The organism is Sphingosinithalassobacter sp. CS137, from assembly GCF_014334115.1.
Taxonomy (GTDB): Bacteria; Pseudomonadota; Alphaproteobacteria; order Sphingomonadales; family Sphingomonadaceae; genus Sphingomonas.
In genome coordinates, this window is sequence record NZ_CP060494.1 from 2023886 (window position 1) to 2040332 (window position 16447).

Below are 16447 nucleotides of genomic sequence, written 5' to 3' on the forward strand. Positions count from 1 at the left end.
ACCATGGGAGGACAGCTTCGTTCAGCCCCGCAGCTCCGCGCCCTGCTTCGCCGCCGCCGCGACCACCCTGTCGCCGATCGCCTTCAGCTCCTCGTCGGTGAAGCTCTTCTCGCCCGGCTGGAGCGTCACTTCGATCGCCAGGCTCTTCTTGCCCTCGGGGACGCCGGTGCCGGTGAATACGTCGAACAGCCGCGCCTCGGTGATCGTCGCCTTGTCGGCCCCCTTCACTGCGCGGACCAGATCGCCCGCCGCTTCGCCGGCATCGACGAGGAAGGCGAAATCGCGCGTGACCGGCTGCAGCGCGGGCGGCGCATAGGCCGGGCGCATGAACCCGCTCGCGCGCTTTCCGGGAAGCGCATCCAGATACAGCTCCACCGCTGCGACATCGTCGTCGAGATCGAATGCCTTGAGCACGCTCGGATGCAGCACGCCGAATGCGGCGAGCACCGTCTTGGGTCCGAGCCGCAACGTGCCCGAACGGCCGGGATGCCAAACCTCGCCCGCCTCGCCCATCACCTGCAGATTGGCGACCGGTGCGCCTGCCGCTTCGAGCAGCGCGAGCGCCTCGGCCTTGGCGTCATAGGCATCGAACGGCTGCGCCTTGCCGCTCCGCCAGGTGCGCGCACTGCGCGCGCCCGCGAGCACCAGCCCCAAAGTCGGCCGTTCGCCGTCGGCGAAATAGCGCCGTCCGATCTCGAACAGGCGGGCACCGTCTGCCCCTCGCTTCAGATTGCGCTCCGCCGCCGCGAGCAGCCCCGGCAGCAGCGAGGGGCGCATCACCTTCAGCTCCTCGCTGATCGGATTGGCCAGAGTCCAGGCGCCGCCGCCGAATGGCGCAGCCTCTGCCTCCGAGATGAAGCTCCAGGTAACGGCCTCGTTCAGTCCGCGCGCCGCCGCCGAACGGCGCAGCTTGCGCTCGAGCAGCTGCTCGGGCGTGGCGGTCGGCCGCGCCACGCCGGGCGCGCGCGGCAGCGGCTCGGCGGGTACCGTGTCGATGCCGGCGATGCGGATCACTTCCTCGACCAGATCGGCCGGCCCTTCGACATCGCGCCGCCAGCTCGGCACGACTGCCTCGCTGCCGTCTTCGCTCACTTCGAAGCCGAGCCGGCTCAGAATGTCGCGCTGCGTGGCGGCGTCGAGTTCCAGCCCGCCCAGCGTTCGCGCCATGTCCGGCACGAAACGCACGCTGCGCGGCTCGGCCGGGGGCGTGCCTGCGCGCGTGATGCCGCTCGGCGTGCCTCCGCACAGGGCAAGCACCAGCCGCGTGGCGATCGCCAGCCCGGCATCCAGGAAGGCGGGATCGACTCCGCGCTCAAATCGCTGGCGGGCGTCCGACGTGAGACCCAGCTTCTGCCCGGTGCGCGCGATATGATCGGGATCGAACCAGGCGCATTCGATCAGCACATCGGTCGTAGTGTCGGAAACGCCCGATTCCTCGCCGCCCATGATGCCGCCGATGTCATGGACCTGCGCATCATCGGCGATCACGATCATCGTCTCGTCGAGTACATAGGTCTTGCCGTTCAGCGCCAGCATCTGCTCGCCCGGCCTCGCCTTGCGCGCGACGAGCCCGCCCGAAAGCTTTGCCCGGTCGTAGACGTGCAGCGGCCGCCCGAGATCGACCGAGACGAAATTGGTGATGTCGACCAGCGCCGAAATCGGCTTCTGGCCGATTGCAGTGAGCCGCCGCTGCATCCACGGCGGGGCAACGCGATTGCTCACGCCCGACACATTCTGCGCATAGAAGGCGGGGCAGCCCTCGGGGTCGTCGGTCCGCACGTCCGGCCCTGCGCCTTCGCCGTCGACCGAAGCGACCTGCGCGCCGCCCGCGCCCGGTTCGAGTTCGACATGGGCATAGACTTGCGCCAGCGGCTTCAGCGTTCCAATCCCCGCGGCAGCCAGATCGCGCGCGATTCCGCGCACGCCCATGCAATCCTGCCGGTTGGGCGTGATCGACACGTCGATCACCGGATCGGTCAGCCCGGCATAATCGGGGTAGGGCAGGCCCACCGCACCCTCGGCGTCGCCGCCCAGATCGATGATCCCCTCATGCGCGTCCCCCAGCTCGAGTTCGCGCACCGAACACATCATGCCGTTCGATTCGACTCCGCGGATCGCGGCGACCTTCAGTTCGAATCCGCTGCCGGGCACATAGGCGCCCGGCGGCCCGAACACGCCGATCATTCCCGCCCGCGCGTTGGGTGCGCCGCATACGACCTGGAGCGGGCCGTCACCGGCTTCGACCGAAAGCACCTGCAGCTTGTCCGCATTGGGGTGGGGCTCGGCGGTCAACACCTTGGCGACGCGGAATGCGGCGAGCTTCTCGCCCGGATTGTCGACACCTTCGACTTCGAGGCCGATGCGAGTCAGCGTCTCGACGATCGTGTCGACATCCGCATCGGTCTCGAGATGCGCCTTCAGCCAGTTCAGCGTGAACTTCATGCGCCCACTCCCCCGCTCAGCGTGGGCACGTCGAGCGCCGAGAAGCCATAGTGGCGCAGCCAGCGCAGGTCGCCGTCGAAGAAGGCGCGCAAATCGTCCATCCCGTATTTGAGCATCGCCAGCCGGTCGATCCCGCAGCCGAAGGCAAAGCCCTGCCATTCCTCGGGATCGAGCCCGCAGGCGGCGATCACCATGGGATGCACCATCCCGCTGCCGAGGACTTCGAGCCAGCCGCCGCCGCTGCCGCCGATCACGCGCTTGCCCTTCTCAAGCGTGTAGCCGACATCGACTTCGGCCGACGGCTCGGTGAAGGGGAAATAGCTCGGCCGCAGACGCAGCACGATGTCGTCGCGCTCGAAGAACGCCTTGAGGAACGTCTGGAGCGTCCATTTGAGGTGGCCGAGCGTGATCCCCTTGTCGATCACCAGCCCCTCGACCTGATGAAACATCGGCGTGTGGGTGGCGTCGGAATCCGAGCGATAGGTGCGGCCGGGAGCGATGATCCGGATCGGCGGCGGACCGCTCAGCATCGTGCGGATCTGCACCGGGCTGGTGTGGGTGCGCAGCAGCATCTTGCGCGCGCCGTCCTCGCCTTCCGGGAAATAGAAGGTGTCGTGCATCGCCCGCGCCGGATGCGTCTCCGGGATGTTGAGCGCAGTGAAATTGTGCCAGTCGTCCTCGATTTCCGGCCCGGTTGCGACCGAGAAGCCAAGGTCGGCGAAGATCTCGGCGAGCTCGTCCATCACCTGGCTCACGGGGTGCACGGTGCCCTGCGGCGGCAGATCGACCGGCAGCGTGAGGTCGACCGTCTCGGTCGCCAGCCGCGCCTCGAGCTGCGCCGCCTCCAGCGCCGCCTTGCGCGCGGCAATCGCCTCGGTCACGTCCTCGCGCAGCCCGTGGATGCGCGGCCCCTCCGTCTGACGCTCCTCGGGGCTCATCTTGCCCAGCGTCTTCAGAAGCGCGGTCACCGCGCCCGATTTGCCGAGCGCGTGGACGCGCAGCGCCTCCAGCGCCTCAAGCCCGGCGGCGGCGTCGACGGACGCGAGAAGGTCCTGGCGGAGCTGATCGAGATCGGTGGTCATTGCGCGGCCTCCAAAGCAAAAGGGGACGGGCGGCGCAATGGCGCGTTTCGCCGCTGCGGGAACGCACCGCTGCCGGCACGCGACTCGGGTCGCCCCTCCGGCGAAGATACACGAACGCCCGCGGGACGTTTCCGTCCCGCGGGCGTTCGGATTTCGATTCGCGTAGGCGCCGTCAGGCCGCTTCGGGCAGCGCCGCCTTGGCCTGTGCGACGATCGCCTTGAAGGCGTCGCCTTCATGCATCGCGATGTCGGCCAGAACCTTGCGGTCCAGCTCGACGCCGGCGAGCTTCAGCCCGTGCATGAACTGGCTGTAGGTGAGGCCTTCGGCGCGAACGCCCGCGTTGATGCGCTGAATCCACAGCGCGCGGAAGGTACGCTTTTTGACCTTGCGGTCGCGATAGGCGTACTGGCCAGCCTTTTCGACGGCCTGGCGCGCGATGCGGATCGTGTTCTTGCGGCGGCCGTAATAGCCTTTCGCCTGATCCAGAACCCGCTTGTGCTTCGCCTTGGTGGTGGTGCCGCGCTTGATGCGTGCCATTGTCCGGTCTCCTTACTTCAGGCCGTAGGGCGCCCACGCCTTCACGTGGTCGACATCGGACTTGGACAGCACGCTCGTGCCGCGATTCTGGCGGATATACTTGGAATTGTGGCTGATCAGCCGGTGGCGCTTGCCGGCGACTCCATGCTTCACCTTGCCGGTGGCGGTGAACTTGAAGCGCTTTTTGACGCCGCTCTTCGTCTTGAGCTTGGGCATTTTCGTCTCCTTGTATCTGCGACGATTTCGAACGGCCACGGCAGCCCATACCGGCCGGGCAGTTCCTCCAAATCGCGGAAAGGCGGGCGCCTAGCCCAAAAGCGGTCGCGTTGCAACAGCCTCAGCGGCTCATGCCGCGGCGGTAGAGCACGGTGATCGCGACTCGGCGATTGCGCGGATCGGCCGGATCGCGGGCGATCATCGGCTCCCGGTCGGCGACTCCCTCGATCCGCTCGAACCGGTCCTCGGGAACGCCCGCGGTGGCAAGGCGGCGGCGAGTCGCTTCGGCGCGCCCGCTCGAGAGCATCCAGTTGTTCATGTTGAGCGGATCATTGTAGCGCAGGCTGTCGGTATGGCCGCGGATCATGATCGTGTTCGGCAGCCGCGAGAGCGATTCCCCCACCAGCGCGACCAGCGCGTCGGCATCGGCGACCAGCGCGGTCGTGCCCACGTCGAACATCGAATAGTCGGCGTCGTCCATCAGATCGATTCGCATGCCGTCGCGGGTCTGGACGAAGCGCACCTGGTTGCGCAGCCGCGAGAAGCGCGCCTCGCCCGCCAGCGTCGCGGAAAGCCGGCGCTGAAGCTCGCGAAAGCTCTGCCGGTCCTCGGCCTGCATCGCACCCGCGCTCTTGAGCGAGCCGCGCTCGCCGGTGCCGACATCGTCGCCGCCCTGCGCCCCGGCGGGGATCGTCAGCGAGCGCGTGCCCGTCTGCGCGGCCTTGTGCGGGTAATTGTCCTTGTCGATGATGCTCTCGCCGCCGAACAGCCCGTTCGATCCGGCACTGTTCTGCCGGAATTCGACCAACGTCGGTGCGAAATAGTCGGCGAGCGCCTTGCGCTGCTTTTCGGTGGTCGCGCCGAGCAGCCACATCAGCAGGAAGAAGGCCATCATCGCCGTGACGAAATCGGCATAGGCCACTTTCCAGGCGCCGCCGTGGTGGCTGCCATGTGCCTCGACATAGACTTTCCTGACGATGATCCGCGGCGGCTGATTCGAGCCGTGCGGTGCGCGCGCGACCATTTACCGCCCCCTCAACCCGTCGAAGACTTCGGCGAACGCCGGCTGGTTCGAATGGGAGATGCCCGAGCGCGCCGCCTCGATCACCAGCGGCTGGGGATGGCCGTGGAGCGAGGCGATGATGATCTGCTTCACCGTGTGGTAGATCGCGGCGTCGGCATCGATGACCTGCTGGAGCCGAGTGGCGAGTGGCCCGACCAGTCCATAGGCGAGCAGGACGCCGAGGAAGGTCCCGACCAGCGCCGAACCGATCATCGCGCCCAGTATCTCGGGCGGCTTGTCGATCGATCCCATCGTCTTCACCACCCCCAGCACCGCCGCGACGATGCCGAGCGCGGGCAGCGCGTCGGAAAGCCCCTGGAGCGTCGTCTGCGGACCCTGCACCTGATGGTGGTGCGTCTTGATGGCGTTATCCATCACCTCTTCCACGGCATGCACGTCGAGCGTGCCCGAGGAGACGACCACCAGCCGAAGTGTATCGGCGATCAGATTGGTCAGCGGCTTGTCGGCGAGAAGCCGGGGATATTCGGCGAAGATCGCCGAGGATTGCGGGTCCTCGACATGCGGCTCGAGTGCGATCGGCCCCTCGGTGCGCAGCATCTTCATCAGCTTGGAAACGAGGAAGATCGTGTCGAGATAATCCTGCTTCCGGTATTTCGGACCCTTCAGCACCTTCATCACGCCGGCGCCCAGTGCCTTCAGCTCCGCCGTGGAATTACCGATGATGAGTGCGCCCACCGCAGCGCCGCCAATGATCATCATCTCGTGCGGCACGGCATGCAGCACCGGCTCGAGCGCCCCGCCGGTGAGTGCGAAGCCGCCGAAGACCATGACCAGAAGGACGATGAGACCGATCAGCGGAAACATGACGCCGTTAACTTCCCCCCTTGCCGCGCAGTGGCCGCCTCTTCTCAGGAAACGGCAGCGCAGTGGCGATCTTCAGCGAAAAATGATGATGCGGTGCTCGCCCGCGGCTCAGCGCAGATAGTCGAACAGCGAGAGCCCCGAGAGCTTTGTGAAGCTCGCCTGAGTCGCCTGAAGCACGGTCAGCGTCTTCTGCAGTTCGGCGATCGCGGTGGGCACGTCGGTCTCCTCGATCGCCAAGCGGGTTTCGGCGTGCGCCAGCGTCGCCGCCTCGAAGCGTTCCGCGACCAGATCGAGCCGCATCGCCCGCGCGCCGAGCGAGGCGCGCGCGGCGCCCACTTGCTCGCCCGCGGCGCCGATCCCATCGATCGCGTGCGACACTGCTGTGCCGAGCCCCTCGCCGCCGGCACGCAGCGCCTGCGCCAAATCGGCGACAAGCGCGAACATGTCCGTGCTGCCCGCCGCCGTGGCGATCCCGCCGAACACGGCCTGGCCACTCACCGTCGCCTGGATCGATTCGCCCCCTCCGATCGGGATCGGCGACGGCGCCCCTTCGCCGACGAAGCCGATGCTGCCGTCTTCGCCACGGGCATAGGCGCGGTCGCCGCTCGCGCCGCCGAACAACGGCTGCCCGCGCGCGTCGCGCGTGTTGGCGAGCGTCAGCAGTTCATCGAGTATCGCGTCGAGCTCGGCGGCGATCGTCGCGCGATCGACGTCTGCGAGCGTGCCGTTCGCCGCAGAGAGCGCGAGCTCGCCCGCACGGCGAAGCTGGGTCTCGATCGCGGCGAATGTCGAATCGTTCTGGGCGAGGATGCCCTGCGCCAGAGTGACGTTCGCGGCATCGGCGGTCTGATCGGCAGCGGCGCGATCGAGCGCCGCCACCTGCTGCCAGGCGGCCGGCGCTTCCGAAGCCGTCGCGAACCTCTTGCCGGTGCCGATCTGCGCCTGAAGCTGGTCGGCGCGTGCCGTAAGGCGCGCCATCTGGGCCATCGGCCGATCGAAGATATGTGTGGTCGAGATGCGCATGGAGCCTACCGGATGTCGAGAATCGCCTGCAGCGTCTCGCGCGCGACCTGGATCACGCGGCCCGACGCCTGAAACGCTTGCTGAAAGCGGATGAGATCGACGGCTTCCTCGTCGAGGTTGACGGCGGCGCCCGCGTCGCGGACTGCGACGGCATTGTCGCGCATCGTGGCCTGCGCCTCTGCGACCGAGCGCCGACCCGAAAGCGCCGATGCGTTCGACGTGATCAGCGTCGTCACCCTGTTCTCGAAGCCTGCATCGCTGCGCAGCGCCTCGAAGCCGGCGAGATTTCCGTTGTCGCGCGTGCCGCCTCCCGGCAACGCCGCTGCGATTCCGCGCGGATCGTGCAGCGCGACAGTGATCTGCGCGGGCGTCTCTCCGGGCGTGAACAGCGGCATCCCCTGCTGCCCGTCGAGGTCCTGACCGCTGGCCTGAACCGCGTTGGCGCCGTCGATGAAGGCAGTCGCCAGCAGATCGAGTTCGGCCCGGGCGGCGGCGATCCGCTGAGCGCCTTCAGCCGTGCCGGCAAGCGCCCCCGCAGCGGGCACGAGCGTCTGAATCTCGCCGCTGCGATGGACGGCGAACGAAAGCGCGCCCTCGCCGTTGCCGACGCAGGTGACGATCCCCGCACTCGTGCCGTCGATCAGCACCGGGCCGGCGGCCCCGCCCGCCCGAACGGCGGCGCGACCCGCGGAATCGACGCTGACGTGGATATCGGTGAGTGCGCTCATCGCCTCGAGCAGCCGATCGCGCTCGTCGAGCATGGCGGCATGGCCGCTGGTGCCCGGCATGGTGGGGCCGATGCCGCCGTTCACCTTGGCGAGGCTGGTCGCGAGGTTGTTGAGCGCGTCCACCGCCGCATCGGCGCTCGTATCTAGGTCGGCAGCGGCTCCGGCGAGCGCCGCACCGGTCGCGCTGAACGCAGAGGCGAGTGCCGCAGCCGATTCGAGCATCGCCGCGCGCGGCGCGACCGCCGCGGGATCCGCCGCGACCGCCTTGGCCGAATTGAAGAAGGCGGTCAGCCGCTCGCCGAGCTGGTTGCCGGTCAGCGCACCTTCGATCCGCGCCAGCCAGGTCACGCTCGCTTCGCTGCGCGCCAGATCGGCTCCGGCGTTGCGCACCTCGGCACTGCGGATCGCGTCGCCCGAGCGGACAACGCCGTCGATCGCGACTCCCGATCCGTTGAGCCGTGCATCGGCGAACGAGGGGCTGGCGATCTCGCGTACCTGCGTCGTCCGGCGCACATATCCGGCCGTGCCGGCATTGGCGATGTTCTCGGACGTGGTGTTGAGCGCGCTCTGATAGGCGCGCACGCCCGAAGCGCCGATCCCCAGCATGTCGCTCATGCGTCGCCCCCGCTGCCGCCGCCGGTCTCGGGCTGGCTGCGCGACAGGAATTCGGTCATCGCCTTGCCGATGCCGAGCGGCGTGTGGCTCGCCATGTTCTGCGCGAGCTGCTGATCCTGCATGTCGCGGAACTGGTCGATCGCCTGGCTCTCGAACAGGCCGTCGGAAAGCCGCGCGCTGCGCATCGAGGACAGCATCATTCGCACGAAGATCGCTTCGAACTGCGCGCCCGCCGCGTCCAGATTGGCGCGCGTGTCGAGCCGCGACGTATCGGGCGCCGTTGGCCCCGCCGCGCCCGAGATGGTCGCGGGGCCGGTCACAGGATGACCAGCTCGGCTTCGAGCGCGCCGGCTTCCTTGAGCGCTTCGAGGATCGCGACCAAATCGGCCGGCGAGGCGCCGATGGCGTTCACCGCGCGGACGATATCGGCAAGCTGCGGGCCCGGATCGAACAGGAACATCGGATTGCGCTCTTCCTCGACCGCGACCGAGCTTTGCTCCTCGAGCGCGGTCACCCCGCGGCTGAACGGAGCGGGCTGCACGATGCGCGGGGCCTCGTCGATCTGCACGGTCAGCTTGCCATGCGTGACGGCGGCGGGACGCACCCGGACCGCCGAGTTGATGACGACCGTTCCGGTACGGGCGTTGACGATGACGCGGGCAGGGGCTTGCGCCGCCTCGACGGGAAGATTCTCGATCTCGCTCATCATGGTTGCGCGAACGTCGGCGCCGGGCGGCGCCATCACCGCCACCGAAACGCCGTCGATCGCGCGGGCGCGCTGCTCGCCGAAGCGCAGGTTGATCGCGTCGGCCACGCGCTGCGCAGTGGTGAAGTCCGAGCGCGCGAGGTTGAAAGTGAGATACGGCGTCGTTTCGAAGCCGGTCTCGACCGCGCGCTCGACCGTAGCGCCCTCGGGAATGCGGCCGGTCGATGGGACGTTGACCACGATCCGTGATCCGTCGCGGCCCTCGGCGCCGAGCCCTCCCACCGCGAGGTTGCCTTGCGCCATCGCATAGATTTCGCCGTCCGCGCCCAGCAGCGGACTGAGGATCAGCGTGCCGCCGCGCAGGCTGCGCGCCCGGCCCATGGCCGATACGGTGATGTCGAGCCGCTGGCCCGGCTTGGCGAACGGCGGCAGCTCGGCCGTGATCATCACAGCCGCCGCGTTCTTGAGCGCCGGATTGACCCCCGGCGGCAGCTGCAGCCCGAAGCGCGACGCGACGCCGCGCATCGACTGGACCGTATATTCGAGATTGTCGTCGCCCGTGCCGGGCAGGCCGACGACGATGCCATAGCCGGTCAGCTGGTTCGAACGGATGCCCTGGAAGCCGCCGAGATCCTTCACGCGCTGCGCGGCAGCGGGCTGGATCGCGATCAGGCCGGCGAGCAGGGCGAGGAGCAAGCGAGTCATGGCGGCGTCTCTCCGTCGGCTCAGAAGGGGCTGATGATCTGGAAGAAGCGGCTGAGCCAGCCCTGCCGGCTCGCCCGGGCGAGGTCGCCGCGGCCGGTGTAGCTGATCTGCGCATCGGCGACGCGAGTCGATGCGACGCGGTTATAGGCGTCGACGTCCGCAGTACGGACGATGCCGCGGATGCGGACGAATTCGTCGCCGCGATTGAGCGTCAGCCGCTTCTCGCCCTGGACCACCATCAGGCCGTTGCCGAGCAGTTCGGCGACGGTGACGGTGATCTCCCCGGAAAGCGCATTGGCCTGATCCGCGGTGCCGCCGCCCTGGAATCCCCGATTGCCGCCGAACGTGGCGTCGCTCGGGCTGAACAGCGAGAGCGGCCCGGTGGTCGGTGGTAGGATCGAAAATCCGCCCGAGCTGTCGAGGTTGGTGCCCGCCGATTTGGAGGCGCTCGTGCGCTCGACCAGAACGATCGTCAGCGGATCGCCCACGCGGCGGGCGCGCTGGCCCTCGTACAGCGCCGCATAACCCTGGCTCGCCTGAAAGATGCCGCCGTTGGCGGGCGGCGCCGGTTGCGCGATCGGCACGGCGGGCGCGAACTGCGGATCGGCGTCGCGGCGCTGCGCCTCGGCCGGAGCCGCGCTGAACGCCAGCACGGCGACGGCGGCCGAACCAAGGGCGAGGCCGGCGAGAAAGCGTGCCGAGCGCATGTCAGACGTTCTGGTTGACATATTGCAGCATCTCGTCGGTTGCCGAGATCATCTTCGAATTGACCTCATAGGCGCGCTGGGTTTCGATCATGTCGACGAGTTCCTCGACGACGTTGACGTTCGAGCCTTCGAGCATGCCCTGGCGGATGTTGCCGCGGCCGTCCTCGCCTGGATTGCCCAGATTGGCGGCGCCCGAGGCGGCGGTCTCGATCAGATAATTGTCGCCCTGCGCCTGCAGCCCCGCCGAATTGGGAAAGCTGGCGATCTGGATCTGCCCGAGCGTGCTCGGCTCGGTCTGCCCCGCGACCGTCGCCGAGACGGTGCCGTCGGTGCCGATGGTGATCGACGTCGCTCCTTCCGGAACGGTAATGCCGGGCATCAGCTGATAGCCTTCGGACGTGACCAGCATGCCTTCGGCGCTGCGCGAGAAGTTGCCGGCGCGGGTGTAGCCGAGCTGGCCACCGGGCAGCTGCACCTGGAAATAGCCGTTGCCGTCCAGCGCCAGGTCGAGCGCATTGCCCGTCGTCTGGAGCGAACCCTGGGTCTCGATCCGCGCGGTGCCCTGGATGCGCACGCCGGTGCCCAGATTGATGCCGGTGGCATATTGGGTATCGGCGGTGCTCGCCGATCCGGGCGCGGTCACCACCTGATAGGCGAGCGTCTGGAACGAGGCGCGGTCGCGCTTGAACCCGGTCGTATTCACGTTCGCCAGATTGTTCGAGATCACGCGCATGCGCATGTCCTGGGCGTCGAGCCCGGTGCGCGCGATGTGCAGTGCGGCGGAACCCATTGCTTGTCCTCCTTAACCGGGCATCCGCATCAGCGATGCGGTGCTTTCGTCCATGCTCTTGGCCTCTTTCAGGAGGTTGGCCTGGACCTCATAGGCGCGCTGGTTCTCGATCATGTCGACCAGCGCCTGCGTGAGATTGACGTTCGACTGCTCGAGCGTGCCCGTTTCGACGCGGGCGTCGAGATCGGAGGGCAGGGCGCCGCCGCCGCGAACGTGGAGCAGATTGTCGAGCCCCTTCACCGTATCCGATCCCTCGGGACTGGCGAGCTTGATCCGATCGATGATCTGCGGCTGCGTGGGGTCGCCGCCCGGCGGCACGATCGAGACGCTGCCATCGGCGGCGATCGCGATCGATTGATGCGGCGGGACCGTGATGGGGCCCCCCGACCCCATCACCGGAAAACCGTCGCCGGTCTCCAGCACGCCCGACGGCGCGACCTGCAGGTCGCCGCGCCGGGTATAGGCCTCGCTGCCGTCGCCCGCCTGCACTGCGATCCATGCTTCGCCGGCGACCGCCACGTCGAGCGGGCGACCGGTCTGGACGAGCGCGCCGGGTCGCCGATCGGCGTCGAGCACCTGCTCCGTCGCGAGCTGGCGCGAGGCGAGGCCATCGCCGGACACCAGCATGCGGTCGAACGAGACCCGGTCGGCGCGATAGCCCACGGTCGAGGCATTCGCGATGTTGTTCGCGATCGAAGCCTGCGCCGCCATCTGGCTGCGCAGCCCCGAAAGTGCCGTGTAGACGAGCCGATCCATGTCCTGTCCTCCCGCCGCGGCTGCGATCAGCTGCGGATGTTGAAGATGGTCTGCGAGATCTGGCTCGCGGTATCGAGCGCCTTGGCGTTCGCCTGGAAGTTGCGCTGTGCGGCGATCAGCCCGACCAGTTCCTCGGTGATGTCGACGTTCGAGCGCTCGACCGCGCCCGCCATCAGACCGCCGAAGCCGTTGGTGCCGGGCTCGCCGAGCCGCGGTTCGCCCGAGAGGCCGGTCGCCGACCAGGTCGAATTGCCCAGCTGGCGCAATCCCGACGGATTGGAGAAGTTGGCGAGCACCACCTTGCCGAGCGGCTGGCTGTCGCCGTTCGAGAAGCTCGCGCGGACGATGCCGTCGTCGCCGATGGTGACGCCTTCGAACTGGCCTACCGCGGCGCCGTCCTGGCTGCGCGCGTTGACGCTGAACGGCGAGCCGACCTGCGTGGTGGCATTGCCGAAGTCGAGCGTGAGCACCTGTTCGGAAGTAGCGCCGGGCGCCAGGAAGCCGCTGAACGTCGTGGGTGCCGATGGCGCGGTCAGCTTGCCGGTCGCGTCGAATTCGAGCGTGATCGGAAGCGGCTCGCCGTCGCCCGCGTCACCCGCACTCAGCTGCTGGTCGCCGACGAACGAATAGACCTTCCAGTTCGAGGTCTGGTTATCGACCGTGGGCGAGGCCTCGCGGACGAAATAATTGGTCAGCGTCAGCGCGTTGCCGTTCGCATCGTAGATCGTCGTCTGGGCCGACTGATTGTAGGTGCCCGGATCGAAGCGGTTGAACGTATAGGGCGTTTCCTCGTCGAACCGGGCGGCGTTGGCCGGGATCGGCGAATTGGCCGAGAGATTGAGCGACAGCGCGACATTCTCGGTCGCCTGCGGCGTGCCGCTGGTCTGCGGCAGGCGCAGCGCCACGGTGGAATCGACCCCCGTCGCCACCACCGCGCCCGAACCGTCGACCGGATAGACTTGCAGCTTGTTGCCCTGTGCGTCGGTGACATAGCGGTCGCTGTCGACCTTGAAGCTGCCGTTGCGCGTGAACATCACGCCCGACGATCCCTCGCCCTTCATTGCGAAGAAGCCGTCGCCCGAAATCGCGATGTCGAGCGCCGAGCTCGACTGGGTATAGCCGCCCTGGCTGAACTGCTGGCGCACCGATTTCACGACGGTGCCCGATCCGACCATCTGGGTCGGGTTCGAATTGGCGGTCGAGGCGATCACGTCGGCGAACTGCGTCGTCGAGCGCTTGAAGCCGTTGGTCGAGACGTTCGCGAGATTGTGCGAGATCGTCGACATGTCGGTCTGCGCGGCCTGCAGCCCGCTGAGCGAAGTGTAGAAGGACATTCGGGTTACTCCTGTTTGCGGGCTCAGCCGGCCTTGAGGACGGCGGAGGGAGAGATCTGGCCGATGCCAGGAAGGGTGAGGACGGGTTCGCCGCCCGCGTCGAATGCGACCGCAGTGACCGGAGCCCAGACCAGCGGAGTCGCTTCGACGGTTTCGCCTTCGGCGTTCATCGCGCCGACGCGGATGCGGAACGGCCCGGCACCGGGTGCGTCGCCGCTGTCGGTCGTGCCGTCCCATTCGAAGTCGATCGCGCCCGCGCTCCGCGCGCCGAGCTGCACCGTCTTCAGGATCGCGCCGTCGCCATTTTCGATTGTCACGGTGACGTCGCTGGCATCGGCGCCAAGGACGATCGTGCCCCCCATCGTGCCATCGGTGCGCGGATAGGCAGTGTCGCCTTCGACGAGCACGGTCTTGCCGACCCAGGACAGCGCATCGGCGGTCGTCGTTCCGCCCAGCCGCTCGGAGATCGCCTTCAGCGTCGAGTTCATCTCGCTGATGCCGGCGAGACTCGAGAATTGCGCCATCTGGGCGACCATCTGGCTGTTGTCGACCGGCTCGAACGGATCCTGATTCTTCAGCTGCGCGGTCATGAGCGTCAGAAAGTCGCTCTGATCCATCTCGGTCCGGCCAAGATTGGCGGTGTTCGCCGAGGCGGTCGCGGCGTTCGACGGTGTCGTGCGGCCGATGCCGAGGGTGGCGAGGGTGGAATCGAAGCTGCTCATCAGCCGCGGCCCAGCTTGATCGTGTCGAGGATCAGCGACTTCGCGGTCGCGAGCACTTCGACATTGTTCTGATAGTTCCGGGCGGTTTCGAGCATGTCGACCAGCTCCTGCGTCTCGTCGACCGCGCTCTCCCAGACATTGCCGTCGGCATCGGCCATCGGATTGCCGGGATCGTAGCGCCGCGTGGGTTCCGTACCCGCGTTGACGACGCGCTCGACATCGACGGTCGACATGCCGCTCGCCGCGTCGAAATGCGTGCGGAACACGGGCTTTAGCGTGCGATAGGCCCCGTCTGCGCTCGAGGCGACGGTGCCGGCGTTCGCGAGGTTGGAGGCCGTGGTGTTCATCCGCACGAGCTGCGCTGACATGGCGCGACCCGCGACCTGGAAGATGGTGAGCGGTTGATCGGGCATCTTACTCCCCCCTCAAGGCGCGCGTGATGGTGTTGATCCGCCCGTTCAGGAACGACAGCGTCGTCTGATAGGCGACGGCATTCTCGGCGAAGGCGGTCTGCTCCGTGGCGAGCTCTACCGTATTGCCGTCCGCGCTGGGCTGGACCGGAACACGGTAGAGCGTCGCCTGCGCGATCGCCTGGTCGGATGCGCCCCCCGACGCCTCCAGTCCGGCGAGCGCTGCCCGGAAGTCGATGTCCTTCGCCAGATATCCTGGCGTGGACGCATTCGCGATGTTGGATGCGAGCATGCCCATGCGCTGCGAGCGCACGGTCAGCGCCGCGCCATGCACACCGAAAAGGCCATCGTTCGACATCGTGCACATCTCCCGCACAAGGTTCGTCCGCATTCCAAGCAATGGGCGTGCCAATTGCGCTTCGGCGCCTCGAGAACCCTCGGGTGCCGTTTGCGATCGGCAGGAGCGGCAGGTTTTTGCCGGATCGGCGGCAACCGGTTGCCGGAACGGTCGCGAATGGTCCGGCGAGGGGCTTGAGCGGGGAGTTGGCCTGCGGATTGCATCGCGCGGAGCATGACAGCCGCCGACCTCGCTCCCTTCCTCGATCCGCTCGCACTCGCCATCGTCGGAGGCGGGACAATGCTCGCGGTGGCGCTCCGGACTCCGGGCCGCGACTTGGTCCGCGGAGTGGCCGCCCTGCGCGTGCTCGGGCGCCGCCGCTTCGACGCCGAGCCGCTGCTCGCGCAGGTCGCGGCGCTGACGCGTATTTCGCGGCGGCATGGCGTGATCGCGCTCGACCGTGCGGTCATCGCAGACGCCGATGTCGCAGCCGCCGTCGAAGCCATTGTCGATGGCGCGCGTGCCGATGCCGTGGCGGAACTGGTCGCGCGCCGCCGTAGCGCGCGCGCCGAGCGCCACCGCGCGGCGGCGGAACTCTGGGCGGCGGCCGCCGAAGCGGCGCCGGCGATGGGAATGATCGGCACGCTGATCGGGCTGGTTCGGATGTTCACGACGATGAGCGATCCCGCGGCGATCGGCGGAGCGATGGCAGTGGCGCTGCTCACCACCCTCTATGGCGCGGTGCTGGCGAGCCTGGTGGCGCTGCCGGTCGCGGCGCGGCTGCGGCGGCTTGCGCGCGTCGAGGCACAGGAGCGGCTGCGGCTGGAGGCACCGCTGGTGGCGCTTGCCTCGATTCAGCCAGCGGGCGTTCGGGCGCCGCACGAGATCGCGGCATGATCGACATTTCCGAAGAGGGCGCGCGCAACGCCCGGCCCGTGTGGCTGACGACACTCGCCGATCTTGGCCTGCTGCTCATGGGCTTCTTCGTCTTTCTGCAGGCGACACAGGCCGAACCGCGGCTTCTCGCCTCGGGCTTCCGCGCCGCCTTCGATGCGCCCGCTGCGGAGCCGCGTCCGGCGATGCCGGTCGCCGCGGCGATTCTCGAAGGCTTCGCGCCCGGATCGGCAGTGTTGCCGCCGGCCGCGCATGTCGTCGCCTGGGCGCGCGATGCCGCGCGTGACCCGCGCACGCGGATCACGGTGACCGGAGAGGCGGGGCGCGACGCTGCCGATCGCGACTTAGCGACCGGCAGCGCTGCGATCCTCGCTGCCGACCGGGCGCGGGCCGTCGCCGCCCTGCTGGTGCGTGGCGGCGCCGTCGCGCCGGACAGGATCGAGATCGCCACTGCGGACGGCCGGCGCCGCGCGGTGCTGACGCTTGGATACGCGGGCGTGCCGCAATGACCGTTGGCCCGGCACGATTGTTGCTGCGCAGGCGCCGATAACGAA

The 16447-nt window shown here is 68.2% G+C and carries 19 protein-coding genes; 2 read left to right on the top strand and 17 right to left on the bottom strand.

Going from position 1 to position 16447, the window contains the following annotated elements; genetic code table 11:
- Positions 1 to 21 precede the first annotated feature (21 nt).
- From pheT to flgB, 17 genes are all read right to left on the bottom strand, one after another.
- On the bottom strand, positions 22 to 2442 hold the full coding sequence (gene pheT, locus H7V21_RS10000) for a phenylalanine--tRNA ligase subunit beta (protein WP_188053506.1): 2421 nt from the start codon (positions 2440 to 2442) through the stop codon (positions 22 to 24).
- Entirely contained in the window at positions 2439 to 3524 is a 1086-nt protein-coding gene (gene pheS, locus H7V21_RS10005) for a phenylalanine--tRNA ligase subunit alpha (RefSeq protein ID WP_188053507.1), read from the bottom strand. Before pheS ends, pheT begins: the two co-directional genes overlap by 4 nt.
- A gap of 172 nt (positions 3525 to 3696) precedes the next feature.
- Complete coding sequence (gene rplT, locus H7V21_RS10010) at positions 3697 to 4062, bottom strand: 50S ribosomal protein L20 (protein ID WP_188053509.1); 366 nt, start codon at positions 4060 to 4062, stop codon at positions 3697 to 3699.
- A gap of 12 nt (positions 4063 to 4074) precedes the next feature.
- Positions 4075 to 4278: a 50S ribosomal protein L35 gene (gene rpmI / locus H7V21_RS10015; protein ID WP_165325786.1), complete on the bottom strand. Its 204-nt coding sequence runs from the start codon at positions 4276 to 4278 to the stop codon at positions 4075 to 4077.
- 121 nt (positions 4279 to 4399) lie between these two features.
- Positions 4400 to 5302, bottom strand: coding sequence for a flagellar motor protein MotB (locus H7V21_RS10020; RefSeq protein WP_188053511.1), 903 nt, complete (start codon positions 5300 to 5302; stop codon positions 4400 to 4402).
- A complete protein-coding gene (motA, locus tag H7V21_RS10025; RefSeq protein ID WP_188053513.1) occupies positions 5303 to 6166 on the bottom strand; it encodes a flagellar motor stator protein MotA in 864 nt (287 codons plus the stop codon).
- Positions 6167 to 6274: 108 nt separating this feature from the next.
- Positions 6275 to 7189 carry a flagellin gene (locus H7V21_RS10030; RefSeq protein WP_188053515.1) on the bottom strand — a complete coding sequence of 305 codons (915 nt, stop codon included), beginning with the start codon at positions 7187 to 7189 and terminating at the stop codon, positions 6275 to 6277.
- A gap of 5 nt (positions 7190 to 7194) precedes the next feature.
- Complete coding sequence (gene flgK / locus H7V21_RS10035) at positions 7195 to 8532, bottom strand: flagellar hook-associated protein FlgK (RefSeq protein WP_188053517.1); 1338 nt, start codon at positions 8530 to 8532, stop codon at positions 7195 to 7197.
- A complete protein-coding gene (locus H7V21_RS15895) occupies positions 8529 to 8852 on the bottom strand; it encodes a rod-binding protein (RefSeq protein ID WP_262503813.1) in 324 nt (107 codons plus the stop codon). The genes flgK and H7V21_RS15895 overlap by 4 nt, the downstream gene beginning before the upstream one ends.
- Entirely contained in the window at positions 8849 to 9943 is a 1095-nt protein-coding gene (locus tag H7V21_RS10045) for a flagellar basal body P-ring protein FlgI (protein WP_188053518.1), read from the bottom strand. Before H7V21_RS10045 ends, H7V21_RS15895 begins: the two co-directional genes overlap by 4 nt.
- A gap of 20 nt (positions 9944 to 9963) precedes the next feature.
- On the bottom strand, positions 9964 to 10650 hold the full coding sequence (locus H7V21_RS10050) for a flagellar basal body L-ring protein FlgH (RefSeq protein ID WP_262503814.1): 687 nt from the start codon (positions 10648 to 10650) through the stop codon (positions 9964 to 9966).
- Position 10651: 1 nt separating this feature from the next.
- Positions 10652 to 11440: a flagellar basal-body rod protein FlgG gene (gene flgG, locus H7V21_RS10055; RefSeq protein WP_188053522.1), complete on the bottom strand. Its 789-nt coding sequence runs from the start codon at positions 11438 to 11440 to the stop codon at positions 10652 to 10654.
- A gap of 12 nt (positions 11441 to 11452) precedes the next feature.
- Positions 11453 to 12196, bottom strand: a complete 744-nt coding sequence (flgF, locus tag H7V21_RS10060) for a flagellar basal-body rod protein FlgF (protein WP_188053524.1) — start codon at positions 12194 to 12196, stop codon at positions 11453 to 11455.
- A gap of 26 nt (positions 12197 to 12222) precedes the next feature.
- Positions 12223 to 13530, bottom strand: coding sequence for a flagellar hook protein FlgE (locus H7V21_RS10065; protein ID WP_188053526.1), 1308 nt, complete (start codon positions 13528 to 13530; stop codon positions 12223 to 12225).
- A gap of 23 nt (positions 13531 to 13553) precedes the next feature.
- On the bottom strand, positions 13554 to 14252 hold the full coding sequence (locus H7V21_RS10070) for a flagellar hook assembly protein FlgD (protein WP_316714810.1): 699 nt from the start codon (positions 14250 to 14252) through the stop codon (positions 13554 to 13556).
- Positions 14252 to 14665: a flagellar basal body rod protein FlgC gene (flgC, locus tag H7V21_RS10075; RefSeq protein WP_188053528.1), complete on the bottom strand. Its 414-nt coding sequence runs from the start codon at positions 14663 to 14665 to the stop codon at positions 14252 to 14254. Before flgC ends, H7V21_RS10070 begins: the two co-directional genes overlap by 1 nt.
- A 1-nt stretch (position 14666) precedes the next feature.
- Positions 14667 to 15020 carry a flagellar basal body rod protein FlgB gene (flgB, locus tag H7V21_RS10080; RefSeq protein ID WP_188053530.1) on the bottom strand — a complete coding sequence of 118 codons (354 nt, stop codon included), beginning with the start codon at positions 15018 to 15020 and terminating at the stop codon, positions 14667 to 14669.
- 213 nt (positions 15021 to 15233) lie between these two features.
- Here flgB and H7V21_RS10085 point away from each other — a divergent pair, with 213 nt between their 5' ends.
- Positions 15234 to 15896 carry a MotA/TolQ/ExbB proton channel family protein gene (locus H7V21_RS10085; RefSeq protein ID WP_188053532.1) on the top strand — a complete coding sequence of 221 codons (663 nt, stop codon included), beginning with the start codon at positions 15234 to 15236 and terminating at the stop codon, positions 15894 to 15896.
- Entirely contained in the window at positions 15893 to 16402 is a 510-nt protein-coding gene (locus tag H7V21_RS10090) for a flagellar motor protein MotB (protein WP_262503815.1), read from the top strand. The genes H7V21_RS10085 and H7V21_RS10090 overlap by 4 nt, the downstream gene beginning before the upstream one ends.
- Positions 16403 to 16447 lie beyond the last annotated feature (45 nt).

Excerpts from the sequence above, each read along its gene's own strand:
- H7V21_RS10045 (WP_188053518.1), bottom strand. The coding sequence starts at position 9,943 with ATGACTCGCTTGCTCCTCGCCCTGCTCGCCGGCCTGATCGCGATCCAG.
- pheT (WP_188053506.1), bottom strand. The coding sequence starts at position 2,442 with ATGAAGTTCACGCTGAACTGGCTGAAGGCGCATCTCGAGACCGATGCG.
- flgF (WP_188053524.1), bottom strand. The coding sequence starts at position 12,196 with ATGGATCGGCTCGTCTACACGGCACTTTCGGGGCTGCGCAGCCAGATG.
- pheS (WP_188053507.1), bottom strand. The coding sequence starts at position 3,524 with ATGACCACCGATCTCGATCAGCTCCGCCAGGACCTTCTCGCGTCCGTC.
- motA (WP_188053513.1), bottom strand. The coding sequence starts at position 6,166 with ATGTTTCCGCTGATCGGTCTCATCGTCCTTCTGGTCATGGTCTTCGGC.
- H7V21_RS10065 (WP_188053526.1), bottom strand. The coding sequence starts at position 13,530 with ATGTCCTTCTACACTTCGCTCAGCGGGCTGCAGGCCGCGCAGACCGAC.
- flgG (WP_188053522.1), bottom strand. The coding sequence starts at position 11,440 with ATGGGTTCCGCCGCACTGCACATCGCGCGCACCGGGCTCGACGCCCAG.
- H7V21_RS10085 (WP_188053532.1), top strand. The coding sequence starts at position 15,234 with ATGACAGCCGCCGACCTCGCTCCCTTCCTCGATCCGCTCGCACTCGCC.
- H7V21_RS10090 (WP_262503815.1), top strand. The coding sequence starts at position 15,893 with ATGATCGACATTTCCGAAGAGGGCGCGCGCAACGCCCGGCCCGTGTGG.
- rpmI (WP_165325786.1), bottom strand. The coding sequence starts at position 4,278 with ATGCCCAAGCTCAAGACGAAGAGCGGCGTCAAAAAGCGCTTCAAGTTC.
- flgC (WP_188053528.1), bottom strand. The coding sequence starts at position 14,665 with ATGCCCGATCAACCGCTCACCATCTTCCAGGTCGCGGGTCGCGCCATG.
- H7V21_RS10030 (WP_188053515.1), bottom strand. The coding sequence starts at position 7,189 with ATGCGCATCTCGACCACACATATCTTCGATCGGCCGATGGCCCAGATG.
- H7V21_RS10020 (WP_188053511.1), bottom strand. The coding sequence starts at position 5,302 with ATGGTCGCGCGCGCACCGCACGGCTCGAATCAGCCGCCGCGGATCATC.
- flgB (WP_188053530.1), bottom strand. The coding sequence starts at position 15,020 with ATGTCGAACGATGGCCTTTTCGGTGTGCATGGCGCGGCGCTGACCGTG.
- flgK (WP_188053517.1), bottom strand. The coding sequence starts at position 8,532 with ATGAGCGACATGCTGGGGATCGGCGCTTCGGGCGTGCGCGCCTATCAG.
- rplT (WP_188053509.1), bottom strand. The coding sequence starts at position 4,062 with ATGGCACGCATCAAGCGCGGCACCACCACCAAGGCGAAGCACAAGCGG.
- H7V21_RS10050 (WP_262503814.1), bottom strand. The coding sequence starts at position 10,650 with ATGCGCTCGGCACGCTTTCTCGCCGGCCTCGCCCTTGGTTCGGCCGCC.
- H7V21_RS10070 (WP_316714810.1), bottom strand. The coding sequence starts at position 14,252 with ATGAGCAGCTTCGATTCCACCCTCGCCACCCTCGGCATCGGCCGCACG.